Source organism: 'Vigna radiata' phytoplasma (assembly GCF_030586915.1).
Lineage (GTDB): Bacteria > Bacillota_I > Bacilli_A > Acholeplasmatales > Acholeplasmataceae > Phytoplasma > Phytoplasma australasiaticum.
This window is the reverse complement of sequence record NZ_JAOSIS010000010.1, coordinates 1-17,492: the sequence shown is the minus strand read 5'-3', so window position 1 is coordinate 17,492 and position 17,492 is coordinate 1. Positions and strand designations below refer to the sequence as shown.

32 protein-coding genes are annotated in these 17,492 nt (G+C 25.2%); all 32 read right to left on the bottom strand.

Going from position 1 to position 17,492, the window contains the following annotated elements; all coding sequences use genetic code 11:
* Positions 1-167: SAM-dependent methyltransferase (locus OC710_RS01475; RefSeq protein WP_304514971.1), on the bottom strand; the 167-nt coding region annotated here is incomplete at its 3' end.
* Between the two features lie 14 nt (positions 168-181).
* Positions 182-1,129: a DNA polymerase III subunit delta' gene (locus OC710_RS01470; RefSeq protein ID WP_004995572.1), complete on the bottom strand. Its 948-nt coding sequence runs from the start codon at positions 1,127-1,129 to the stop codon at positions 182-184.
* Between the two features lie 5 nt (positions 1,130-1,134).
* Positions 1,135-1,755, bottom strand: a complete 621-nt coding sequence (gene tmk / locus OC710_RS01465) for a dTMP kinase (RefSeq protein ID WP_004995571.1) — start codon at positions 1,753-1,755, stop codon at positions 1,135-1,137.
* Between the two features lie 97 nt (positions 1,756-1,852).
* Positions 1,853-2,854: an energy-coupling factor transporter transmembrane component T family protein gene (locus tag OC710_RS01460; RefSeq protein ID WP_004995570.1), complete on the bottom strand. Its 1,002-nt coding sequence runs from the start codon at positions 2,852-2,854 to the stop codon at positions 1,853-1,855.
* Between the two features lie 4 nt (positions 2,855-2,858).
* On the bottom strand, positions 2,859-3,710 hold the full coding sequence (locus OC710_RS01455) for an ATP-binding cassette domain-containing protein (protein ID WP_004995569.1): 852 nt from the start codon (positions 3,708-3,710) through the stop codon (positions 2,859-2,861).
* A complete protein-coding gene (locus tag OC710_RS01450) occupies positions 3,686-4,507 on the bottom strand; it encodes an ATP-binding cassette domain-containing protein (protein WP_004995568.1) in 822 nt (273 codons plus the stop codon). The genes OC710_RS01455 and OC710_RS01450 overlap by 25 nt, the downstream gene beginning before the upstream one ends.
* Positions 4,508-4,621: 114 nt before the next feature.
* On the bottom strand, positions 4,622-4,978 hold the full coding sequence (gene rplQ, locus OC710_RS01445) for a 50S ribosomal protein L17 (protein ID WP_004995567.1): 357 nt from the start codon (positions 4,976-4,978) through the stop codon (positions 4,622-4,624).
* 38 nt (positions 4,979-5,016) lie between these two features.
* Complete coding sequence (locus tag OC710_RS01440) at positions 5,017-5,982, bottom strand: DNA-directed RNA polymerase subunit alpha (RefSeq protein ID WP_054598487.1); 966 nt, start codon at positions 5,980-5,982, stop codon at positions 5,017-5,019.
* A 14-nt stretch (positions 5,983-5,996) separates the two neighbouring features.
* Positions 5,997-6,389, bottom strand: coding sequence for a 30S ribosomal protein S11 (gene rpsK, locus OC710_RS01435; RefSeq protein WP_004995564.1), 393 nt, complete (start codon positions 6,387-6,389; stop codon positions 5,997-5,999).
* An 8-nt stretch (positions 6,390-6,397) separates the two neighbouring features.
* Positions 6,398-6,793, bottom strand: a complete 396-nt coding sequence (gene rpsM, locus OC710_RS01430; protein ID WP_004995562.1) for a 30S ribosomal protein S13 — start codon at positions 6,791-6,793, stop codon at positions 6,398-6,400.
* A gap of 22 nt (positions 6,794-6,815) precedes the next feature.
* Entirely contained in the window at positions 6,816-6,932 is a 117-nt protein-coding gene (gene rpmJ / locus OC710_RS01425; RefSeq protein WP_004995560.1) for a 50S ribosomal protein L36, read from the bottom strand.
* A 27-nt stretch (positions 6,933-6,959) separates the two neighbouring features.
* The gene (gene infA / locus OC710_RS01420; protein ID WP_004995558.1) at positions 6,960-7,172 is read right to left on the bottom strand and encodes a translation initiation factor IF-1; all 213 of its coding nucleotides are present in this window, start codon (positions 7,170-7,172) and stop codon (positions 6,960-6,962) included.
* Positions 7,173-7,203: 31 nt separating this feature from the next.
* Positions 7,204-7,950: a type I methionyl aminopeptidase gene (map, locus tag OC710_RS01415; protein ID WP_004995555.1), complete on the bottom strand. Its 747-nt coding sequence runs from the start codon at positions 7,948-7,950 to the stop codon at positions 7,204-7,206.
* A 79-nt stretch (positions 7,951-8,029) separates the two neighbouring features.
* A complete protein-coding gene (gene secY, locus OC710_RS01410; RefSeq protein WP_004995551.1) occupies positions 8,030-9,292 on the bottom strand; it encodes a preprotein translocase subunit SecY in 1,263 nt (420 codons plus the stop codon).
* A gap of 25 nt (positions 9,293-9,317) precedes the next feature.
* A complete protein-coding gene (gene rplO, locus OC710_RS01405; RefSeq protein WP_004995547.1) occupies positions 9,318-9,755 on the bottom strand; it encodes a 50S ribosomal protein L15 in 438 nt (145 codons plus the stop codon).
* A 60-nt stretch (positions 9,756-9,815) separates the two neighbouring features.
* Positions 9,816-9,989, bottom strand: a complete 174-nt coding sequence (rpmD, locus tag OC710_RS01400) for a 50S ribosomal protein L30 (protein ID WP_004995546.1) — start codon at positions 9,987-9,989, stop codon at positions 9,816-9,818.
* A complete protein-coding gene (gene rpsE, locus OC710_RS01395) occupies positions 9,986-10,510 on the bottom strand; it encodes a 30S ribosomal protein S5 (RefSeq protein WP_004995544.1) in 525 nt (174 codons plus the stop codon). The genes rpmD and rpsE overlap by 4 nt, the downstream gene beginning before the upstream one ends.
* Before the next feature lie 36 nt (positions 10,511-10,546).
* Positions 10,547-10,900: a 50S ribosomal protein L18 gene (gene rplR, locus OC710_RS01390; RefSeq protein ID WP_004995543.1), complete on the bottom strand. Its 354-nt coding sequence runs from the start codon at positions 10,898-10,900 to the stop codon at positions 10,547-10,549.
* Between the two features lie 20 nt (positions 10,901-10,920).
* Positions 10,921-11,466, bottom strand: coding sequence for a 50S ribosomal protein L6 (rplF, locus tag OC710_RS01385; protein ID WP_004995540.1), 546 nt, complete (start codon positions 11,464-11,466; stop codon positions 10,921-10,923).
* A gap of 25 nt (positions 11,467-11,491) precedes the next feature.
* Positions 11,492-11,872 (bottom strand): 30S ribosomal protein S8, encoded by a 381-nt coding sequence (gene rpsH / locus OC710_RS01380; RefSeq protein WP_004995537.1) that lies wholly within the window; start codon positions 11,870-11,872, stop codon positions 11,492-11,494.
* 28 nt (positions 11,873-11,900) lie between these two features.
* Positions 11,901-12,170 carry a 30S ribosomal protein S14 gene (rpsN, locus tag OC710_RS01375; protein ID WP_004995533.1) on the bottom strand — a complete coding sequence of 90 codons (270 nt, stop codon included), beginning with the start codon at positions 12,168-12,170 and terminating at the stop codon, positions 11,901-11,903.
* 18 nt (positions 12,171-12,188) lie between these two features.
* Complete coding sequence (gene rplE, locus OC710_RS01370; protein ID WP_004995530.1) at positions 12,189-12,740, bottom strand: 50S ribosomal protein L5; 552 nt, start codon at positions 12,738-12,740, stop codon at positions 12,189-12,191.
* 20 nt (positions 12,741-12,760) lie between these two features.
* Positions 12,761-13,108 carry a 50S ribosomal protein L24 gene (gene rplX, locus OC710_RS01365; protein WP_004995529.1) on the bottom strand — a complete coding sequence of 116 codons (348 nt, stop codon included), beginning with the start codon at positions 13,106-13,108 and terminating at the stop codon, positions 12,761-12,763.
* Between the two features lie 10 nt (positions 13,109-13,118).
* Positions 13,119-13,499, bottom strand: a complete 381-nt coding sequence (rplN, locus tag OC710_RS01360; protein WP_004995527.1) for a 50S ribosomal protein L14 — start codon at positions 13,497-13,499, stop codon at positions 13,119-13,121.
* Positions 13,496-13,762 (bottom strand): 30S ribosomal protein S17, encoded by a 267-nt coding sequence (gene rpsQ / locus OC710_RS01355; protein ID WP_004995526.1) that lies wholly within the window; start codon positions 13,760-13,762, stop codon positions 13,496-13,498. The genes rplN and rpsQ overlap by 4 nt, the downstream gene beginning before the upstream one ends.
* A 442-nt stretch (positions 13,763-14,204) precedes the next feature.
* The gene (rpmC, locus tag OC710_RS01350) at positions 14,205-14,405 is read right to left on the bottom strand and encodes a 50S ribosomal protein L29 (protein WP_004995525.1); all 201 of its coding nucleotides are present in this window, start codon (positions 14,403-14,405) and stop codon (positions 14,205-14,207) included.
* Complete coding sequence (rplP, locus tag OC710_RS01345) at positions 14,402-14,821, bottom strand: 50S ribosomal protein L16 (protein ID WP_004995522.1); 420 nt, start codon at positions 14,819-14,821, stop codon at positions 14,402-14,404. Before rplP ends, rpmC begins: the two co-directional genes overlap by 4 nt.
* 68 nt (positions 14,822-14,889) lie before the next feature.
* On the bottom strand, positions 14,890-15,609 hold the full coding sequence (gene rpsC, locus OC710_RS01340) for a 30S ribosomal protein S3 (protein ID WP_004995521.1): 720 nt from the start codon (positions 15,607-15,609) through the stop codon (positions 14,890-14,892).
* A complete protein-coding gene (gene rplV / locus OC710_RS01335; protein ID WP_004995518.1) occupies positions 15,593-15,979 on the bottom strand; it encodes a 50S ribosomal protein L22 in 387 nt (128 codons plus the stop codon). Before rplV ends, rpsC begins: the two co-directional genes overlap by 17 nt.
* A gap of 29 nt (positions 15,980-16,008) precedes the next feature.
* On the bottom strand, positions 16,009-16,290 hold the full coding sequence (gene rpsS / locus OC710_RS01330) for a 30S ribosomal protein S19 (protein ID WP_004995516.1): 282 nt from the start codon (positions 16,288-16,290) through the stop codon (positions 16,009-16,011).
* A 17-nt stretch (positions 16,291-16,307) separates the two neighbouring features.
* Complete coding sequence (rplB, locus tag OC710_RS01325; protein ID WP_004995505.1) at positions 16,308-17,138, bottom strand: 50S ribosomal protein L2; 831 nt, start codon at positions 17,136-17,138, stop codon at positions 16,308-16,310.
* 91 nt (positions 17,139-17,229) lie between these two features.
* Positions 17,230-17,490 (bottom strand): 50S ribosomal protein L23, encoded by a 261-nt coding sequence (rplW, locus tag OC710_RS01320; protein ID WP_304514970.1) that lies wholly within the window; start codon positions 17,488-17,490, stop codon positions 17,230-17,232.
* Positions 17,491-17,492 lie beyond the last annotated feature (2 nt).

The window sequence follows — 17,492 nt, the reverse complement described above, 5'->3', positions numbered from 1 at the left end:
AATTTCAAAATTTTATACGCCTGACGAGTATCTTCAGCCAAAATATAATCTACCTGTTTTAGAATATCTAAAGCTCTAAAAGTTAAATCTGACATATTACCTATAGGAGTAGCAACTAAATATAAAGTGGCTTTTTTTTCCTGAAAAGTTTTTTGAGTATATAACATAATTCATATCCATTTTAACTATTCTTTTTTTTAATTTCTAAAATTAAAGCTAACCAACAAAATTTATTTTCCATTTTTAAGCTAATAGGTTCTAAATCATTAAAAATTTTTAACCAATGAATAATCTCTATTTCAGATAAAGAAATTAAATAACTTATTTTAAATAAATCATTTGGAAATATATTTATTGATTTGTTTTGTTTTTTATAAAGCAAATCTAAAAAAAATTTACTTAATATAAATAAAAAATCACTAAAAAAATAATCATAAGTAATCAAATTAAAAGTTTTATTTAATAATTCATTAGAAAAAAATTTTTTATGAAAATTTTCTAAAAAAATTAAAAAAAATTTTTTTAAATTAAATAAATAATGCTTATTGATTAAATAAATTTCTTGTTTATTGATTTCTTTCAATAAATTAAACAATATTTTATCTAAAATATCTTTTTGCAAATCTGGAGTATCAGATAACAAAGATTCAACACAGGGATGCCAACATAATATTTGAGCTCTAGAAACAATAGTAGGTAAAACTAAATTACGATCTTCAGTTATTAAAATACCTAAAATATTTTCATTTATAGGATTTTCTAAAAAATATAATAAACTATTAGCTGCATTGTAACTTATCTTATCTATATCTTCGATAACATAAATCTTTTTTTTTTGCATTAAAGAAGTTTGCGTAAAATAATTAAACATTTCTAAGATTTGTTCTTTACCTACAGAAATATTTTTATTATAACGCAAATAATAAAAATTAGGATAACTATTTTCTGAAATCATTTTTTTTAAATTATCAGGTTTAATTTGATCTGTCTGTAAAAATTCATAAACCAAATCTATAATGAAGGCGTATTTTGTCGATGTATTATAAGTAGTTTCAATCAAATATAAATGAGATAATTTTTTATCACGTATTAACATTCTAAAATATTCTATTAGATAATTATCAGACATAATCTTTATATATTTAACCCAAATAATTCACGCAATTTTTCCAAAATAATTAAATGTACTTCTTTAACAGAAAGATTATTAGTATTAATTTTAATAATTCTTTTAGAATATCGACGACAAAGCCTTAAATAACCTTTTCTAATTTGTTGGTGCCAAAAAAGTTTTTGAGTGTCAAAACCTTCTAATTTACTTTTATTTCGAGCATATAATCTTTTTAAAATTTGTTTAGGTTCTAAATCTAAATAAAAAGTAATATCGGGTAATAAATTATAAGCTAAATAATTAATTTGCTTAATAAATTTAATACCTAATTTCCTCACATAACCTTGATAAACAAAAGAAGAATCTAAATAACGATCACAAATAACAATTTTATTATCTGACAAAGCCGGTTTAATAACTTGTTGAAGATGTTCTATTCTATCTGCTGCATATAATAAAGCTTCTGTAGCAAAATTAATTTTATTATGCGTATTAATTAAAATTTGTTTTATTGTTTTAACTAAATCATAACCACCGGGTTCTCTAGTCATAATAACCGGATATTTATTTTTAATAGTTTTAAATAAAGATAAAACATGAGTTGTTTTGCCTACACCATCTCCACCTTCAAAAGTAATAAACATAAATTTTACCCTTAACTTTCGAATTAAAATTAAAAAATAATAAATTTAAATAAAACAAATAAAACAATTAAATAGAATTATATTTTTTTATTATAAATTAAATAATAAAACTACAAAACAATAATAATAGATGAAAAAATAATATTAAATAATCAATATAATTCATAGAATAATAAGTTAATTTAGTACGCGGAGCTCCCAAAATATAACCTCGCGACTCCATAGCGTTAGCTAAAATAGAAGATTTTTTAAAAGAAAGAACAAAAATAGGTATCAATAAGGCAATAAGATAATAAATTTTTTTGAAAATATTTTGAGTATTTAAATTAATACCTCGAGAAGTTTGCGCTTTTATAATTTTTTGAGACTCAAATAACAAAAAAGGTATAAACATATAAATTAAAGATAATAACATAGTAAAAGTTTCTAAAGGAAAATGAATTTTTTTAAGAGGTTTCAAAATTAACTCTAATCCATCATTTATTTCCATAAAAGAAGTAGTAAGAGAAAATAAAGTAAAAATCAAAAAAATCATCAAAATACGTATAATAACGAAAAAAGTTTTCCATATATAATTCGGAGATAAAAATAACATTTTTATATCACCGATAAACCAACCTCTAGAAAAAAATAAACTAGGCAATAAAAAATTAATTAACAAAAACACATAACTGTACAAACCGCTCAAAAAATAATATTTAAAAACAAAAAATAATAAAACAATTAAAAACCAAATATAAAATTTATCCCACATTAAAATTTTAATGTCATCATAAGCTTTAGACATAGTTGATAAATTAAAGATTAAACTTAATATAATTAACCAATTCAAATGCGAAATATTTTTAATTAATTTTATCCATGAATAATTGGTTTTTGTAAATAACCAAAATACCAAAAAAAAATTAAAAATTAATATCACTATATAAAAAAAATTCTTAAACCAATCATTATGTATAAAATCTGATGTAAAACTTAAACCTAAAATAATTTTTAACCAACAAATAAATACAAATATTTTAACAGCAGGATGAATTGAATATAAAAAAAATCTATTACGATATGAAATTAAATTATTTTTATAATGTTTTACTATCATATCATTAAATCCCACCTAGATAAACTTTACGTAAATAAGATAAACATTCCTCTTCAGAATAAACCGGACGAAAAGGAATGTTTAGAGATTTTTCGATTAATTTTAAAATACGAAAGGTTTGAGGTTCATATAAATTAAATTTTTGCAATTCAAAATTTTTAAAAAAAATTTCTTTAGAATTATCAAAAACAATATTACCTTTTTCCATAAAGATCACGCGAGTAGCGTATTGAGCTACTAAATTCATATCATGAGTAATACAAACAATTGTTTTTTTTTCCACTTGATAAAGATATTGAAAAATATTAATTATATCGAAATAACCTTGAGCATCTAAACCTCTAGTTGGTTCATCCGCAATAATGATCTGTGGTTCCATAATTAAAATCCCAGCAATAGCAACTTTTCTTTGTTGACCACCAGATAATTTAAAAGGCGAAGTATTGAGAAAATTACTATTTATTCCTACTTTATTTAAAATTTTTATAGCTTTTATTTGTAGTTCAGAAATTTTTATATTTTCAGAAGTTAAAGCAAAAAGAACATCTTTTAAAACAGTAGATTCGAATAATTGATATTCAGGAAATTGAAAAATTAAACCTATTTTACGTCTTAAATTAGTTAAAATTGTTGAAGACGTTTTATCATTAATTATTTTATCAAAAATCTTCACTATACCTTTTGTAGACAATAACAAACCATTCATTATTTGTACTAATGTAGATTTACCTGAACCTGTAGGACCAACAATAGCAATAAACTCTTGGTTTGTATTAATAGATAAATTAATTTTGTTTAAAGAAAAAATGTCATCTTTATTATATGTAAAACTTACATCTTTAAATTGTATTGCCATAAAAAATCCTTTAATTTAGACAAAATAATAGGCGGGTTTTGTAATTGATTAAAATCCTGTTGCAATTGGTAATAAAGTTTTAAAGATAAAGGCAAATTGATGAAATTATTTTTTAAAAATATCTCATCTTTCATAAAGTTAACAGGTGTATCTTGTTTTAAAAGATTACCTTTTTGTAAAAAAATAATTTCATCACTTTGAAAAGCAAATTCCCAATCATGAGTAATAATGATTAAAATTTTATTATCAGTTCTATGAATATCTTTAATAATATTATTAACTTCTTTAGTTCCTTGTGGATCTAAAAAAGATGTAGGCTCATCAAAAATTATAATTTGCGGATCCATAACTAAAACAGATGCGATAGCTACTAACTGTTTTTGACCTCCAGACAATTCTTGAGGATTACAATCTAATAAATGTAAAATATTTAATTTTTTAGCAATATTAAAAATCTTTTTTTGCATTTCTTCGCGAGATAAATTTTGATTTTCTAATCCAAAGGCGATATCATGTTTTACATCACAACCAATAAATTGATAATCAGGATTTTGAAAAATAATACCAATACGAGAACGTAATAAAAATAAATTTTCTTCTGTTAATGCAATATTATCAATAATCACTCGACCTTTTTGAATGGGCAATAAACCAACTAAAATTCTAGCTAAAGTAGATTTACCCGAACCATTACCGCCTATAATCGAAATCCATTTTCCAGAATTAACACGAAAATTTAAATTTTGTAAAATTTCATCATCTTTATAACTAAAATACAAATTTTCAACAATAATCATAATCTACCTTAATAACTCGAATATTTTTAATCTCTATTATATTTGAAAATATTTAATAAAATTAAAAATTATTAAAACATAAAATATAATAAAAAAATATCAAAAATATTTAATTCAAATAAAACGAATAATAGCCATAGGAGCTGAATCGCCACGACGAAATTCAGTTTTAATAACACGTGTATAGCCGCTTGATCTATCGTTATATTTCGGAGAAATTTCCTTAACTAATTTACGCAAAATTGTTTGATTATTACTAAATTTTTGATTAAAAAATAAATTTAAAGCTCTTCTATGATTAGATAAATTTGATGTTTTTGTTAAATTAATAACTTTATCCATAATACGACGTAACTCTTGAGCTTTTGATAAAGTAGTAGTTATCTGTTCAGCTATCACTAAACTAGATACTAAATTTTTCAATAAAGCTTTTTTTTGAGATTTATTACGTCTTAATTTGCTAAAACTCATAATATAACATTTATCCTCTTTTCGTTAAATTGTTTAGTTTATTCTGATTTATTTAACATACCAAAATGCAAATCTAAATTCTTCATTTTTTCTTTAAGTTCTTCAAAAGATTTTTTTCCTAAACTACTTAATTTAGTAATTTCTTCTTCTTGGTGACTAACTAATTCTCGAACAGTAAAAATTTTCGATTTTTTTAAACTATTTAATAATCTAACTGATAATTCTAATTGTTCAATTTTAAAATCTAATGCATGATTATGATGAGATTTTTCAGGTTCTTGAATAAAATTAATCTGTTGAGTTTCTTCTGATAATTCCACTAAAACAGCTAAATGATCTAATAAAATTTTAGCTGCTAAAGCTAAAGCTTTTTTAGGAGTAATAGCACCATTAGTTTCAATTTCTAAAATTAATTCTTCTTTATTACCTAATTTTGATTCTACATGAAAAGTACTACGAACAATAGGAGTATATATAGAATCTATAGCGATAACACCAAATTCGCCGCGGTTATAAATTTTATTTTCTTCAGAACCTTTATAACCAATACCTCGACGGACAGTTACTTCCATTTTCAATCTTGCATTTGAACTTAAAGTTGCTATTAAATGAGATGGATTAATAATTTTAATACCCGCAACAGGTTTAAAATCAGCGGCTGTTACTTCTTTAGGGCCTGTTACATCCATTTCTAATTTTTGTTCAAAATCTTCTATAGAATTATAATCAGAACTTAAAATAACCCCTTTTAAATTAAGTAAAATAGTCATTACATCTTCAGTAATACCTTCTATAAAACTAAACTCATGTTTAACACCTTCAATTTTAACATTAACAATAGCGATACCAGGCAAAGAAGAAATTAAAATTCTTCTTAAAGGTGTACCTAAAGTATTACCATAAGTCGAAGATAAACATTGAATAATAAAACGACTACAATTAGAATTAGAATTTTCTTCTTCTTGAATTTGCATTATAGGTTTTAAAAATTGTAATTTTTTCATGTCAATATCCTTTTTTATCCACGAGGGCGTTTACGAGGTCTACAACCGTTATGAGGAACAGGAGTAGCTTCTTTCAAACACGAAACAAATAACTCCGCATCTTGCAAAAGTAAAACAGTATCGCGAGCAACACCAATACCATTAAAACGAACTTCTACTTGTTTGGCGCCATAATTTTTAGTGGCTATTTCGAAAACACTTTTGGCAACTTGTTGAGCAGCAAATAAATTACTTTTACGAGTCCCATGGAAACCTAACATACCAGCACTCTTTTGTACAATAGTATTACCTTGTTCATCTGTAAAATTAATAATAGTATTATTAAAACTAGTTTTTATATGAATAATTCCCACAGGAACATTTTTTTTAACTTTTTTATCTTTTTTGATTTGTTTTTTTGAAGACATAAATTAAATTATCCTCTTTTTTTGATATTATTTTTTTTAACTGAATCAGCAAGATTTATTTGCCGATTTCGTCTAGATGTTTTAGCATTATTACGAGTATTTTGACCTCTTGCTGGCAAACCCAAGTTATGCCTTCTACCTCTATAAGAATTAATAGATATTAAATTTTTAATATTCATTAAAGAAAGTTCTCTCCTAAGCAAACCTTTTTCGTTTAATTTATTAATTTCTGTTCTAATAGCGGCTAATTGAGATTCTTGCAAATCTTTTACTCTAATATTTGCATCAATATTAATTGATTGTAAAATTTTACGAGATGTTTTGATACCTATACCATAAATATAAGTTAAACCAATCAAAATACTTTTAGTACCAGGAATATCTGCTCCTGCAAGTCTTAACATTTATAATATACTCCTTTCTGTATTAACCTTGTCTTTGATTATGACGACGTTGCTTTTTATTAATAACAAACACTTTTTTATTACGTCGAACAATAATATCATCATCACTACGTTTTTTTACAGATGCACGTACTTTCATAATTTAGATTCCTTTACACTTTACAATTTATAATTTATAACGATATACAATACGGCCTATATCTTTAGAATCTGAACTAAATTCTACCTTTACTTTATCGCCTAAAGAAATATGAATATTATTTTTGCGTATTTTACCCGAAATACAAGCTATTATATTTTTTTTATTAGGCAATTCCAATTTAAATTTAGCACCGGGTAATGTTCCAACAACCGAAGCATCTATACTTATTTTTTCCATATAATAGTCTTAATAACCCCTTATTACAAATTTATAATGTTAAAATTTCATAACCTTTATCAGTAACTAAAATAGTATGTTCAAAATGAGCACTTAAACTATTATCTTTACTAACTGCCGTCCAACCATCAGGAAGTATTTTAACTTCTTTACTACCTAAAGTAAACATTGGTTCGATGCAAAAAGTCATACCTGGCACTAATACGTAATCTTTTTCAACAAAATTAAAATTAAAAATATAAGGTTTTTCATGTAAAGATTTACCAATACCATGACCAGAAAAACTTTCAATAATACCATAACCATTTAAAATACCTATTTTAAAAATAGCATTTGAAATATTTGATATTCGGTTGCCCGGGTAAACTTGTTCAATACCTTTATACAAAGCTTCTTGAGTATCTTTCAATAATTTAATGGTTTTATCAGGAATATCACCTATAGCATATGTCCACGCAGCATCTACAAAATAACCCTGATATTTAATCCCTAAATCTATAGTTATGATATCACCAGTTTTTAAAATCTCTTTGTCAGAAGGTACTCCATGAACTATCGCATCATTCACAGAAGTACAAATATATCCTGGAAAACCATCATAATTTTTAAAAGCAGAAATAACATCATATTCTTTTATAAATTTATTAGCTAATAAATCTAATTCTCCTGTAGAAATACCTTCTTTTAAAAAAAAAATCAATTTTTTCTTAATTTGGGATAAAATTTTTCCTGCCATTTTCATTATAGCGATTTCATCTTTTTTTTTAACGAATAACATAATATAATTGATTCCATTTTGTATATTTTAATAAAAAAACTTTATTCCATGAAATTACTAAATAAAACATTTAATAAAATTAAAATAATTTATTATATAATTTATCAACATTAGTGCTAGTTGTAATTTTTTGTACAATTTCAATAGCTACACCAACCACAATTATAAGACTAGTTCCTCCTAAATTAAAAGTAGAAAGACGATCTGATTTATTAAATAGCAAGAAATTAATTATATCAGGTAAAGCAGCTAACATTGTTAAAGAAAATGCTCCCATAAGAGTCACTTTAAACACTTTTTGTGTAATTTTATACACAGTCTCTTGACCTGGTTTAACTCCATCTAGATAAGCATCTTGTTTAGATAAATGATTAGCAATCTCATGAGGATCTAACATAATAAAAACAGAAAAAAACGAAAATAATAAAATTAATACAAGATAAATAAAAAAACCTAAACCTAAATAATAATATTGTGATTCTTGTAACTGACGAGTAAATTTTTTAAAAGCATTATCTTCCGATAAAAAAGCGCCTATAGTTGGCAAAATATTAAGAAAAGTATTAGCTAAAATAATAGGTAAAATACCGGAAGTATTAATTTTTAAAGGTATATGGTTTTGAATTTTATCATGTTTTTTATGTGTAGCATAATTAATAGGAATTTTTAAATAAGAAGAGCATAAAATAATTGTTAAAATCAATAAAATTAAAAAAGATAATGAAATTAAAATTTTTTTGCTTAAACTAAAAACATTATCATTTAACCATAAATATTTAAAACTTTTAGATAAATTTTCACTTATACTTATAACTATAAAAATAGAAACTCCATTACCTATACCTTTATTAGTAATTAGATCAGATAACCAAATACAAATAAAAGAACCAACAATTAAAAAAAATACTACTTGTAAAACTAAAAATTTTTGTTGAGCAATATCAAACATTCTAGAGCGAATAACAGAGGATAATCCTTGTCCTAAAGCTATTATTAAAGTAAGCAATCTAGTAATAAAATTAATTTTGTACTTACCAATAGAACCTTGTTCATTCCATTCTTTTAAAGATGGAAAAATTTTACTAGCAATTTGTATAATAATAGAAGAAGTGATATAAGGCATTACCCCTAAAGATAACAAATATATAGGCATATAACTATTAAATATAGAGATATCTCTTGATAATGCTTTTTGGATCTGCGAAAATCTTAAAATATTAAGAGGTATACATGGAATGTATATTTTTAAACCAATTACATAAATAAAAATAATAAATAAAGTTAAAAAAATTTTATTTATAATATGTCGTTTATCTTTAATAAAGCTTACTAATATTTTCATTAAAATTTACCTTTTTTATTTTATTTTATACAACTTTAATTTTCCCTCCGGATTTTATAATAGCTTCTTCCGCTTTTTTAGAAAATTTGACAGCTTGTACTATTAATCTTTTAGTTAAATTACCTTTGGCTAAAATTTTAATTAAATCATTATTTTTTTTAATGATTTTATGTTCTGCTAATAATTGAGGAGTCACCAAAGTATCATTTTCAAATTTTTCTAAATCTTCAATATTAACTAAAGAATATTGTTTTTTATTAAAGTTATAAAAACCCTGTTTCGGAATACGTTGAAAAAAAGGAGTTTGACCACCTTCAAAACCTATACGCGTTTTTCCACCAGAACGAGCTAATTGTCCTTTATGGCCGCGACCGCAAGTTTTACCTAATCCGCTACCAGGACCTCTTCCTAAGCGTTTAATACTCTTACGCGCTTTATAAACAGGCTTCAATGCGTTCAACATACAATTAACAACTCTCCTTTCTTATTTAATAAAAAATAATCAATTATATAATTAAAATTTTTAATTAATTGAAACTAAATGTTTAATAATTTTTAACATTCCGCGTACTACGGCTTTTTCTTCTTTAACAACAATTTGATTAATCTTTTTAAGCCCCAAGGCATGAGCTGTTTTTATTTGTTTCGGAGTGCATCCGATTAAGCTTTTGCATAATTTAATTTTAATTTGATTCATTTAGCAATTCCTCGAATACGATTTTGTAACGAAACACCCCTAAGTTTTTCTGCATCCTGTATAGTTTTTAATTGCTTAAGACCGTTAACTGTAGCTCTCAAAACGTTAATATGCGTGCGTGAACCAAAAGTTTTTGTAATAATATCGGTAATTCCTGCTAATTTAAAAATTGATCTTGCTGCTGTTCCTCCTGCTACAATACCTGTACCTTTGGAAGCTGGTTTTAAAAAAAATTTAGTAGCTCCAAAACAACCTATAATTTCGTGAGGTATAGTAGTACCATTTAAAGCAACACAAAATAAATTTTTTTTAGCTTTCTCAACAGCTTTTTTAATAGCTTCTAAGACTTCTTGAGCTTTACAAGAAGCGAATCCGATATTACCCTTTTGATCGCCTACTACAACTAAAGCAGAAAAACGAAAACGACGCCCACCCTTAACAACTTTAACAATTTTACTAATTTTGACTATTTTCTCTTCAAATGAAGAGAATTTTTTTTTATTAGATAATTCTCTTTTCATAAATGTCTCCATTTTTTTAAATAACTGAACATATTATTAAAAATTTAAACCTTCTGCTCGAGCAGAATCAGCTAAAACTTTAATGCGACCATGATAAAGATATCCGCCTCGATCAAAAACAACATTTTTAATACCTTTTGCCAAAGCTTTTTGAGCAATTATTTTGCCAATGTCCGAAGCTATCTTAGTATTAACAATATTAGCATGAATATGTTTACTATGAACACTACATAAAGTAATACCTAAATGATCATCAATAATTTGAACATAAAAATATCTATTAGAATAAGAAACATTTAAACGGGGTTTTTGCGAACTACCTACAATTTTTTTTCTTAAACGTAAATGACGTTTTCGCCTTAAAAGTTGAGAAGATTCTTTTTTAATCATAAACCGAATAAATTCCTTTTTTATTTTTTAGCACTCTTACCAGCTTTACGATGAATATAACCGCCAACATAATATATTCCTGTCCCTTTATAAGGTTCTGGTTTAGCAAGTAATATTAGTTTTGCAGCAAATTCACCTACTAATTGTTTATCAACACCTTTAATAGTAATTAAATTATTTTGTTTATTAACTTGTACTATTAAATTAGGATAAATATCAACAATAATATCATGAGAATAACCCAATTTAAAGACTAATTTATTTCCTTCTACTATACATGAATAACCTAAACCTGTAATTTTTAGCTCTTTAGAGAAAAAATGTTTAACTCCTTGAATCATATTATTCAATAAAGCTCTAGTAGTACCATGAATTTTCTTAGTAAAATTATTATTATTAGGTCTAGTAATAGTAATAATATTATCTTTTTTACTAATAACTAAGTTAGGGTTAAATTGAAATTCTAATTTTCCTTGCGAAGAGGACACCGAAACTTGATTATCTGATTTAATTTCCACCAAAACACCTTCCGGAATCGCAATAATTTTCCTTCCTACCCGTGACATAAAAAATTCTCCTTCATTAAAATAACTACCAAATATAAGCTAAAACATGCCCTCCAACATTCAATGATGAAGCTTCATAATCTGTTAAAATACCTCGAGAAGTAGAAATTAAAGCTATCCCAAAACCATTTCTCACTTTAGGAATTTCTTTAACTGAAACATACTTAGAAACTCTTTTTAATCCTTTGATAACACTTTCTTTAGTCTCTTTATTATATTTTAAATAAATAACGATCTTATTTAGTGCTTTATCTACAATAAAATTAGTGATAAATCCTTCTTTTTTAAGAACTTCTAACATTCTAATTTTTAAATTTGAACAAGGTACAAAAACTTCATCATGTTTCATTGCATTAGCATTTCTAATTCTTGTTAATAAATCAGCAATAGTATCTGTCATTACCATAATTTTATACTTGTACTTCCTTTTATATTTACCAACTCATTTTTATAATTCCAGGAATTTCACCTTTATTAGCTAATAAACGAAAATTAATTCTAGATAATCCAAATTTTCGCATATAACCTCTTGCTCTACCATCAATCTTATCTATATTTTTACAACGCACAATAGAAGCTTTAACAGGTAATTTAGCTAAACTTTGATAATCTTTTTTTTGTTTTAATTCTAATCTTTTACTAAAATATTTTAAAAATATTTCTTTTTGTTTTAAATTTTTAATAATTTTTGATTTCTTAGCCATATAATTATACTCCTATTTTTATTTTATCCTTTTAAAAGGCATGCCATAAAAATCTAATAATTTTTTAGCTTGTTGATCATTTTTAGCTGTAGTAACTATACAAATATCCATACCAAAATTTCTTTTTACTTGATCTAAGCTAATTTCCGGAAAAATAATTTGTTCTTTAATACCTAAATTATAATTACCTTTGCCATCGAAAGATTTTAAGGAAAGTCCTGAAAAATCTTTTATCCTAGCTAACACAATGTGAATCAATTTATTTAAAAAAAACTCTTTTCTATGACCTCTTAAAGTTACTTTTAAACCAATTATTTCTTTAGTTCTTAATTTAAAATTAGAAATAGATTTTTTGGCTTCGGTATTAATGGGGGTTTGGCCACTAATTAAAGCTAATTGTTGACGACAATCGGCTAAAAATTTAGCATCCGAAGCAGCTTTTCCTAAACCTACATTAATAACAATTTTTTCTATCTTAGGGACTTGCATAATAGAATGAAAATTAAAAATTTCTTTTAAAGCCAAAAAAGTATTATTTTTTGTATAATTATTGTTTTTATTGATTTCCATATTATTTAACCTTTTTTTATTCAAGTAATAATTGCTAAACCTGTTTTTTTAGAATAACGAATTTTTTTATCTGAATCAAAGCGAAAACCTACACGAGTCGGAACTTTTAAATTAGGATCAATTAAAGCCACATTTGACATATGAATAGGCATTTCTTCTTTGATAATTTGACCTTTTTTATCGTTATCATCAGCAGAAGTTTTATGCTTAATAGCAATATTTACGCCTTCCACTAAAACTTTTTGCTCTTTAAAAAAAACTTTTATTACTTTACCTGTACGAAAAACTTTTTTTTTACTTTCAGGATCTATAATATAACGATCTTTTCCTGAAATAATAGCTACTATATCACCTTTTTTTATATGCATTTGAATAACCTCATACTACTAAAACTTCCTCAGCTAAAGATATAAATTTAGAAAAATTATTTTTTTGAAAATTTTGATTTCTAATAGCAGGTCCAAAAATTCTAGTTCCTCTTGGAGTCATATCATCCTTAATCATAACAACTGCATTATCATCAAATTTAATATAACTACCATTTTTACTTTTAAAACCATGTTTAGTTCTTAAAATAAGAGCTTTAGAAATACTACCTTTTTTAATTAAGCTAGTAGTGGTAGTTTTTTTAACAGAAACTGTAACTAAATCTCCAATATAAGCATAACGTTTACCAGTATCTCCTGGAATACCAATTACTAAAACTTCTTTAGCACCACTATTATCTGCAACTTTTAAACGTGTATTAACTTGAATCATAAATCAGACACCTTTTTAACAGAACGTAAAATTTTTACTAAACGAAATCTCTTCAATTTCGATAAAGGACGAGTTTCTTCGATGGAAACCATATCGCCTATCTGAGCATCTTCGTTAGGATCATGAGCATAAAATTTACTAATTTTTTTAACACTTTTACCATATAATGAATCCTGTTTGTCATATTTAACAGCTACAGTAATAGTTTTAGACATTTTATCAGAAATAACAGTTCCCGAAAGTTTTTTTCTAACATTACGCATTTATATAATCCCTCCTTTTTTAATTTTTTAATTAAATAATCAATTAAAAATTAATTTTTAAATTAAAATGTTGTTAACATAAAATTTCAATTTATCCTATAAAGTTTTAAAAAATAATATTAACCGAAAATAATAAAAATTATAAATAAGTTTTTAATAATAATCTTTTAACAATCATTATGTAAATTTAATTAATCTCCGAAAACAAACAACAAACATGTAAGTGTCCAATATTTGTTCCTGATTAATATCTTAACCATTTTTAGATTAAATAAATCATTACTGATTTATTTTATCATGTTATTATGTCTTTTTTATCTTTTAATTTAAAACATCAAAATAATTTCATATTTAATAATTAAAGATTTAATATTAAGTAATTATATAATAAAATTTTAATAATTGGAACCATAATAATATATGTTTTCTTGAAATAAATAGTTTATTTATTTTTTTCTTTATTTTTTTCTTGAATAACAGTTTTTAAACGAGCAATATTTTTACGAATTTTACGGATTACAGAAGTATCTTTTAATTTGGATAATCCCGATTGAAAATGTTGTTCAAAATATTCTTTTTGATAATATTCAAGATTTTTTAAAATCTCATCAATGCTCATCTTACGAATTTCATTAATTTTCATATTAACTTCCCTTTGGCAACAATTTTAGTTTTAATAGGTAGTTTGTGCGAAGCCAATCGTAAAGCTTCTCTTTCGAATTTTTCTATATTATTTAAATCACGAACTTCAAACATAACAGTACCACGTTTAACAACAGCTACCCAATTTACTACATTACCCTTACCAGAACCCATTCGAACTAATTTTTTTTCAGTAATTGGTAAATTAGGGAAAATATTAATAAACACTTTACCTTCTCTTTTTAAATGACGAGTCATAGCTATACGAGCAGCTTCAATTTGGCGATTACTAATCCAATGACCTTGTTGAGCTACTAAACCATAGTTACCATTTAAAATTCTAGTTTGGCCTTTAGCCTTTCCTTCGTAACTTAAACGATGTAAACGACGATATTTAGTTTTTTTCGGCATTAACATAAAAAATTACCTCTTTTATTGAAGATTATTTATAGATAACTCATTATAAGTAACTATTAATATAAAAATTATTTATTTACTTGATTTTCTGGTTTTGAATTAGATATATTTTCACGAGATATTGTTTTAGAAATTTCCCGATCATCTTTAGGAGAATAATTACCATCACAAACCCAAACTTTAACACCTAATACCCCATGAATAGTTTTAGCGGCAACATATGCATAATCAATTTTAGAACGAAAAGTTCCTAAAGGCAAAATACCTTTAATAGTGGTTTCTGTTCGAGCAATTTCAGCACCACTTAAACGCCCTTTAAGACTAATCTTAATTCCTTTAACTCCCGCTTTTAAAGCTTTTTGAATATACATTTTTTTCACAGCTCTAAAAAAAGCTCTTTGTTGTAATTGTGCAGCTATATTTTGAGCTATTAAAGAGGCTACTTTTTCAGGATTTTTAACTTCAATTACATGAATATTAATATTTTTTTTAATTAATTTATATACTTCTTGTACTAGTTTGTTTTTTTCTTTATTGTCAGATCCTACAACAACTCCTATTTTAGGAGTATGTAAAAAAATTTCAATATTTTCTTCATTTTCTTTTTTTAAACGTTGAATTTCCACGCGAGCAATAGTTCCCAAAGGATAATAATTGTTAATAAAATTTCTAATACGATAATCTTCATTAATTAACAAAGGAACTTTTTTATCTTCTGCATACCAATTAGATGACCAATTACGAAGTAATGATAATCTTAAAATAATAGGACTACTCTTTTGACCCACTAGACACTACCTTCCTTTCTGATTCAGATTCGTTTGAAGCCACAAAAATAGTTATATGACTAGTATTTTTTTGAATTTGATTACTTCTTCCTTTAGCTCGAGGTAATAATCGTTTCATTCTAACACCTTGATTAACAAAAATTTTTTTAACATATAAATTATTAATATTAAAATTAAAATTATTAACAGCATTAGAAACAGCACTTTTTAATAATTTTGAAACCACAATGGCAGCAGATTTATTAGTGAAATCCAAAATAGCTTGAGCTTCTTCAATAGATTTATCACGAATTAAATCAATAACTAAACGTATTTTTCTAGGCGCTATCGGTACTCGTTTAGCGATAGCTTTTACATCATTGTTAATCATTTTATAAATTTTCTCGCTTTCCTAGAACTTTATTTTTTTTGTGAACTTTTATCTTTTTTAGCATGAACTACATGTTTACGAGTAAAAGCAAAAGAACCTAATTTATAACCTACCATATCTTCGGTAATAAATAAATCTGTAAAATCTTTACCATTATGAACAGCAATTTTATGACCAACAAATTCAGGTATTATACTAGTATCACGAGAATAAGTTTTTATAGTTTTTTTAATTTTTTGTTTTTCTTGTCGCATCACTTTAGATAATAAATTATGATCAGCAAAAAACCCCTTTTTAATAGAACGACTCATTATTACTATTAAACTCCTTATTTTTTACGACGTTTTAATATTAAACTTGTAGATTTTTTATTTTTTTTGCGCGTTTTAATACCACGATCAGGTTTACCAGTATAACTTCTTGAAGAAACATATCCAATAGGACTACGTCCTTCGCCACCACCATGAGCATGATCATTAGGATTCATAGCGGTACCTCTTACTTTAGGCCTTTTATTTAAATAACGCGATCTTCCTGCTTTACCATTTCGAATTAATTTATAAGTATCATTGCCTATAGCTCCTATAGTAGCTCTACATGTAGATAAAACTTTACGAATTTCTCCTGACGGTAAATTTAAAACTACATATTTATCTTCACGAGATACAATAGTAGCATAAGCACCAGCTCCGCGAGCTAATTGGCCACCTTTACCAGGTTTTAATTCAATATTACTCACAACTGAACCGATAGGAAGATTTTTTAAAGGTAAAACATTTCCTACTTTAATATCGGATCCTAAACCTGATGAAATATAACTACCAACAGTTAATCCTTTTAAAGATAAAATATATCTTTTTTCACCATCTTGATAATGGATTAAAGAAATATAAGCATTCCTTTTAGGATCGTATTCGATAGTAGCGACCTTACCTAAAATACCATCTTTATCACGCTTAAAATCTATAAGACGAATTTTTTGTTTAGCTCCGCCTCCATGACCTCTTACAGTAATAACACCTCGATTATTACGTCCTCCTGTATTACTTTTAAATAATAATAACTTTTTTTCCGGTTTAGAAGTAGTAAGTTCGTTAAAACTTTGTAATTGCATATTTCTATGGCCATTAGAGGTAGGTTTGTATTTTTTGATAGACATAATTAACCTTTTTTCCTTTAATTTGTTAAATATAATTTAAAATTTTTTTAAATAATTAAAACTTCAAAAAAATTATAAATCTTATTGAATATTATTTAATTTCACTAAATCCGTTAATTCTTTGTCCCGGAACAACTTTCACAATAGCTTTTTTATAAGCTGAGGTGTAACCAGAATATTTACCTTTTCTTTTAAATTTTGGTAAAACATTCATAATATTAACAGACATAACATTAACTTTAAAAATATATTCTATAGCTTTTTTAATTTCTATTTTATTAATATTTTTATCAATCTTGAAAAAATATTTATTATACAAATCCATTTGTTTATTAGTTGCTTCGGTAATTATAG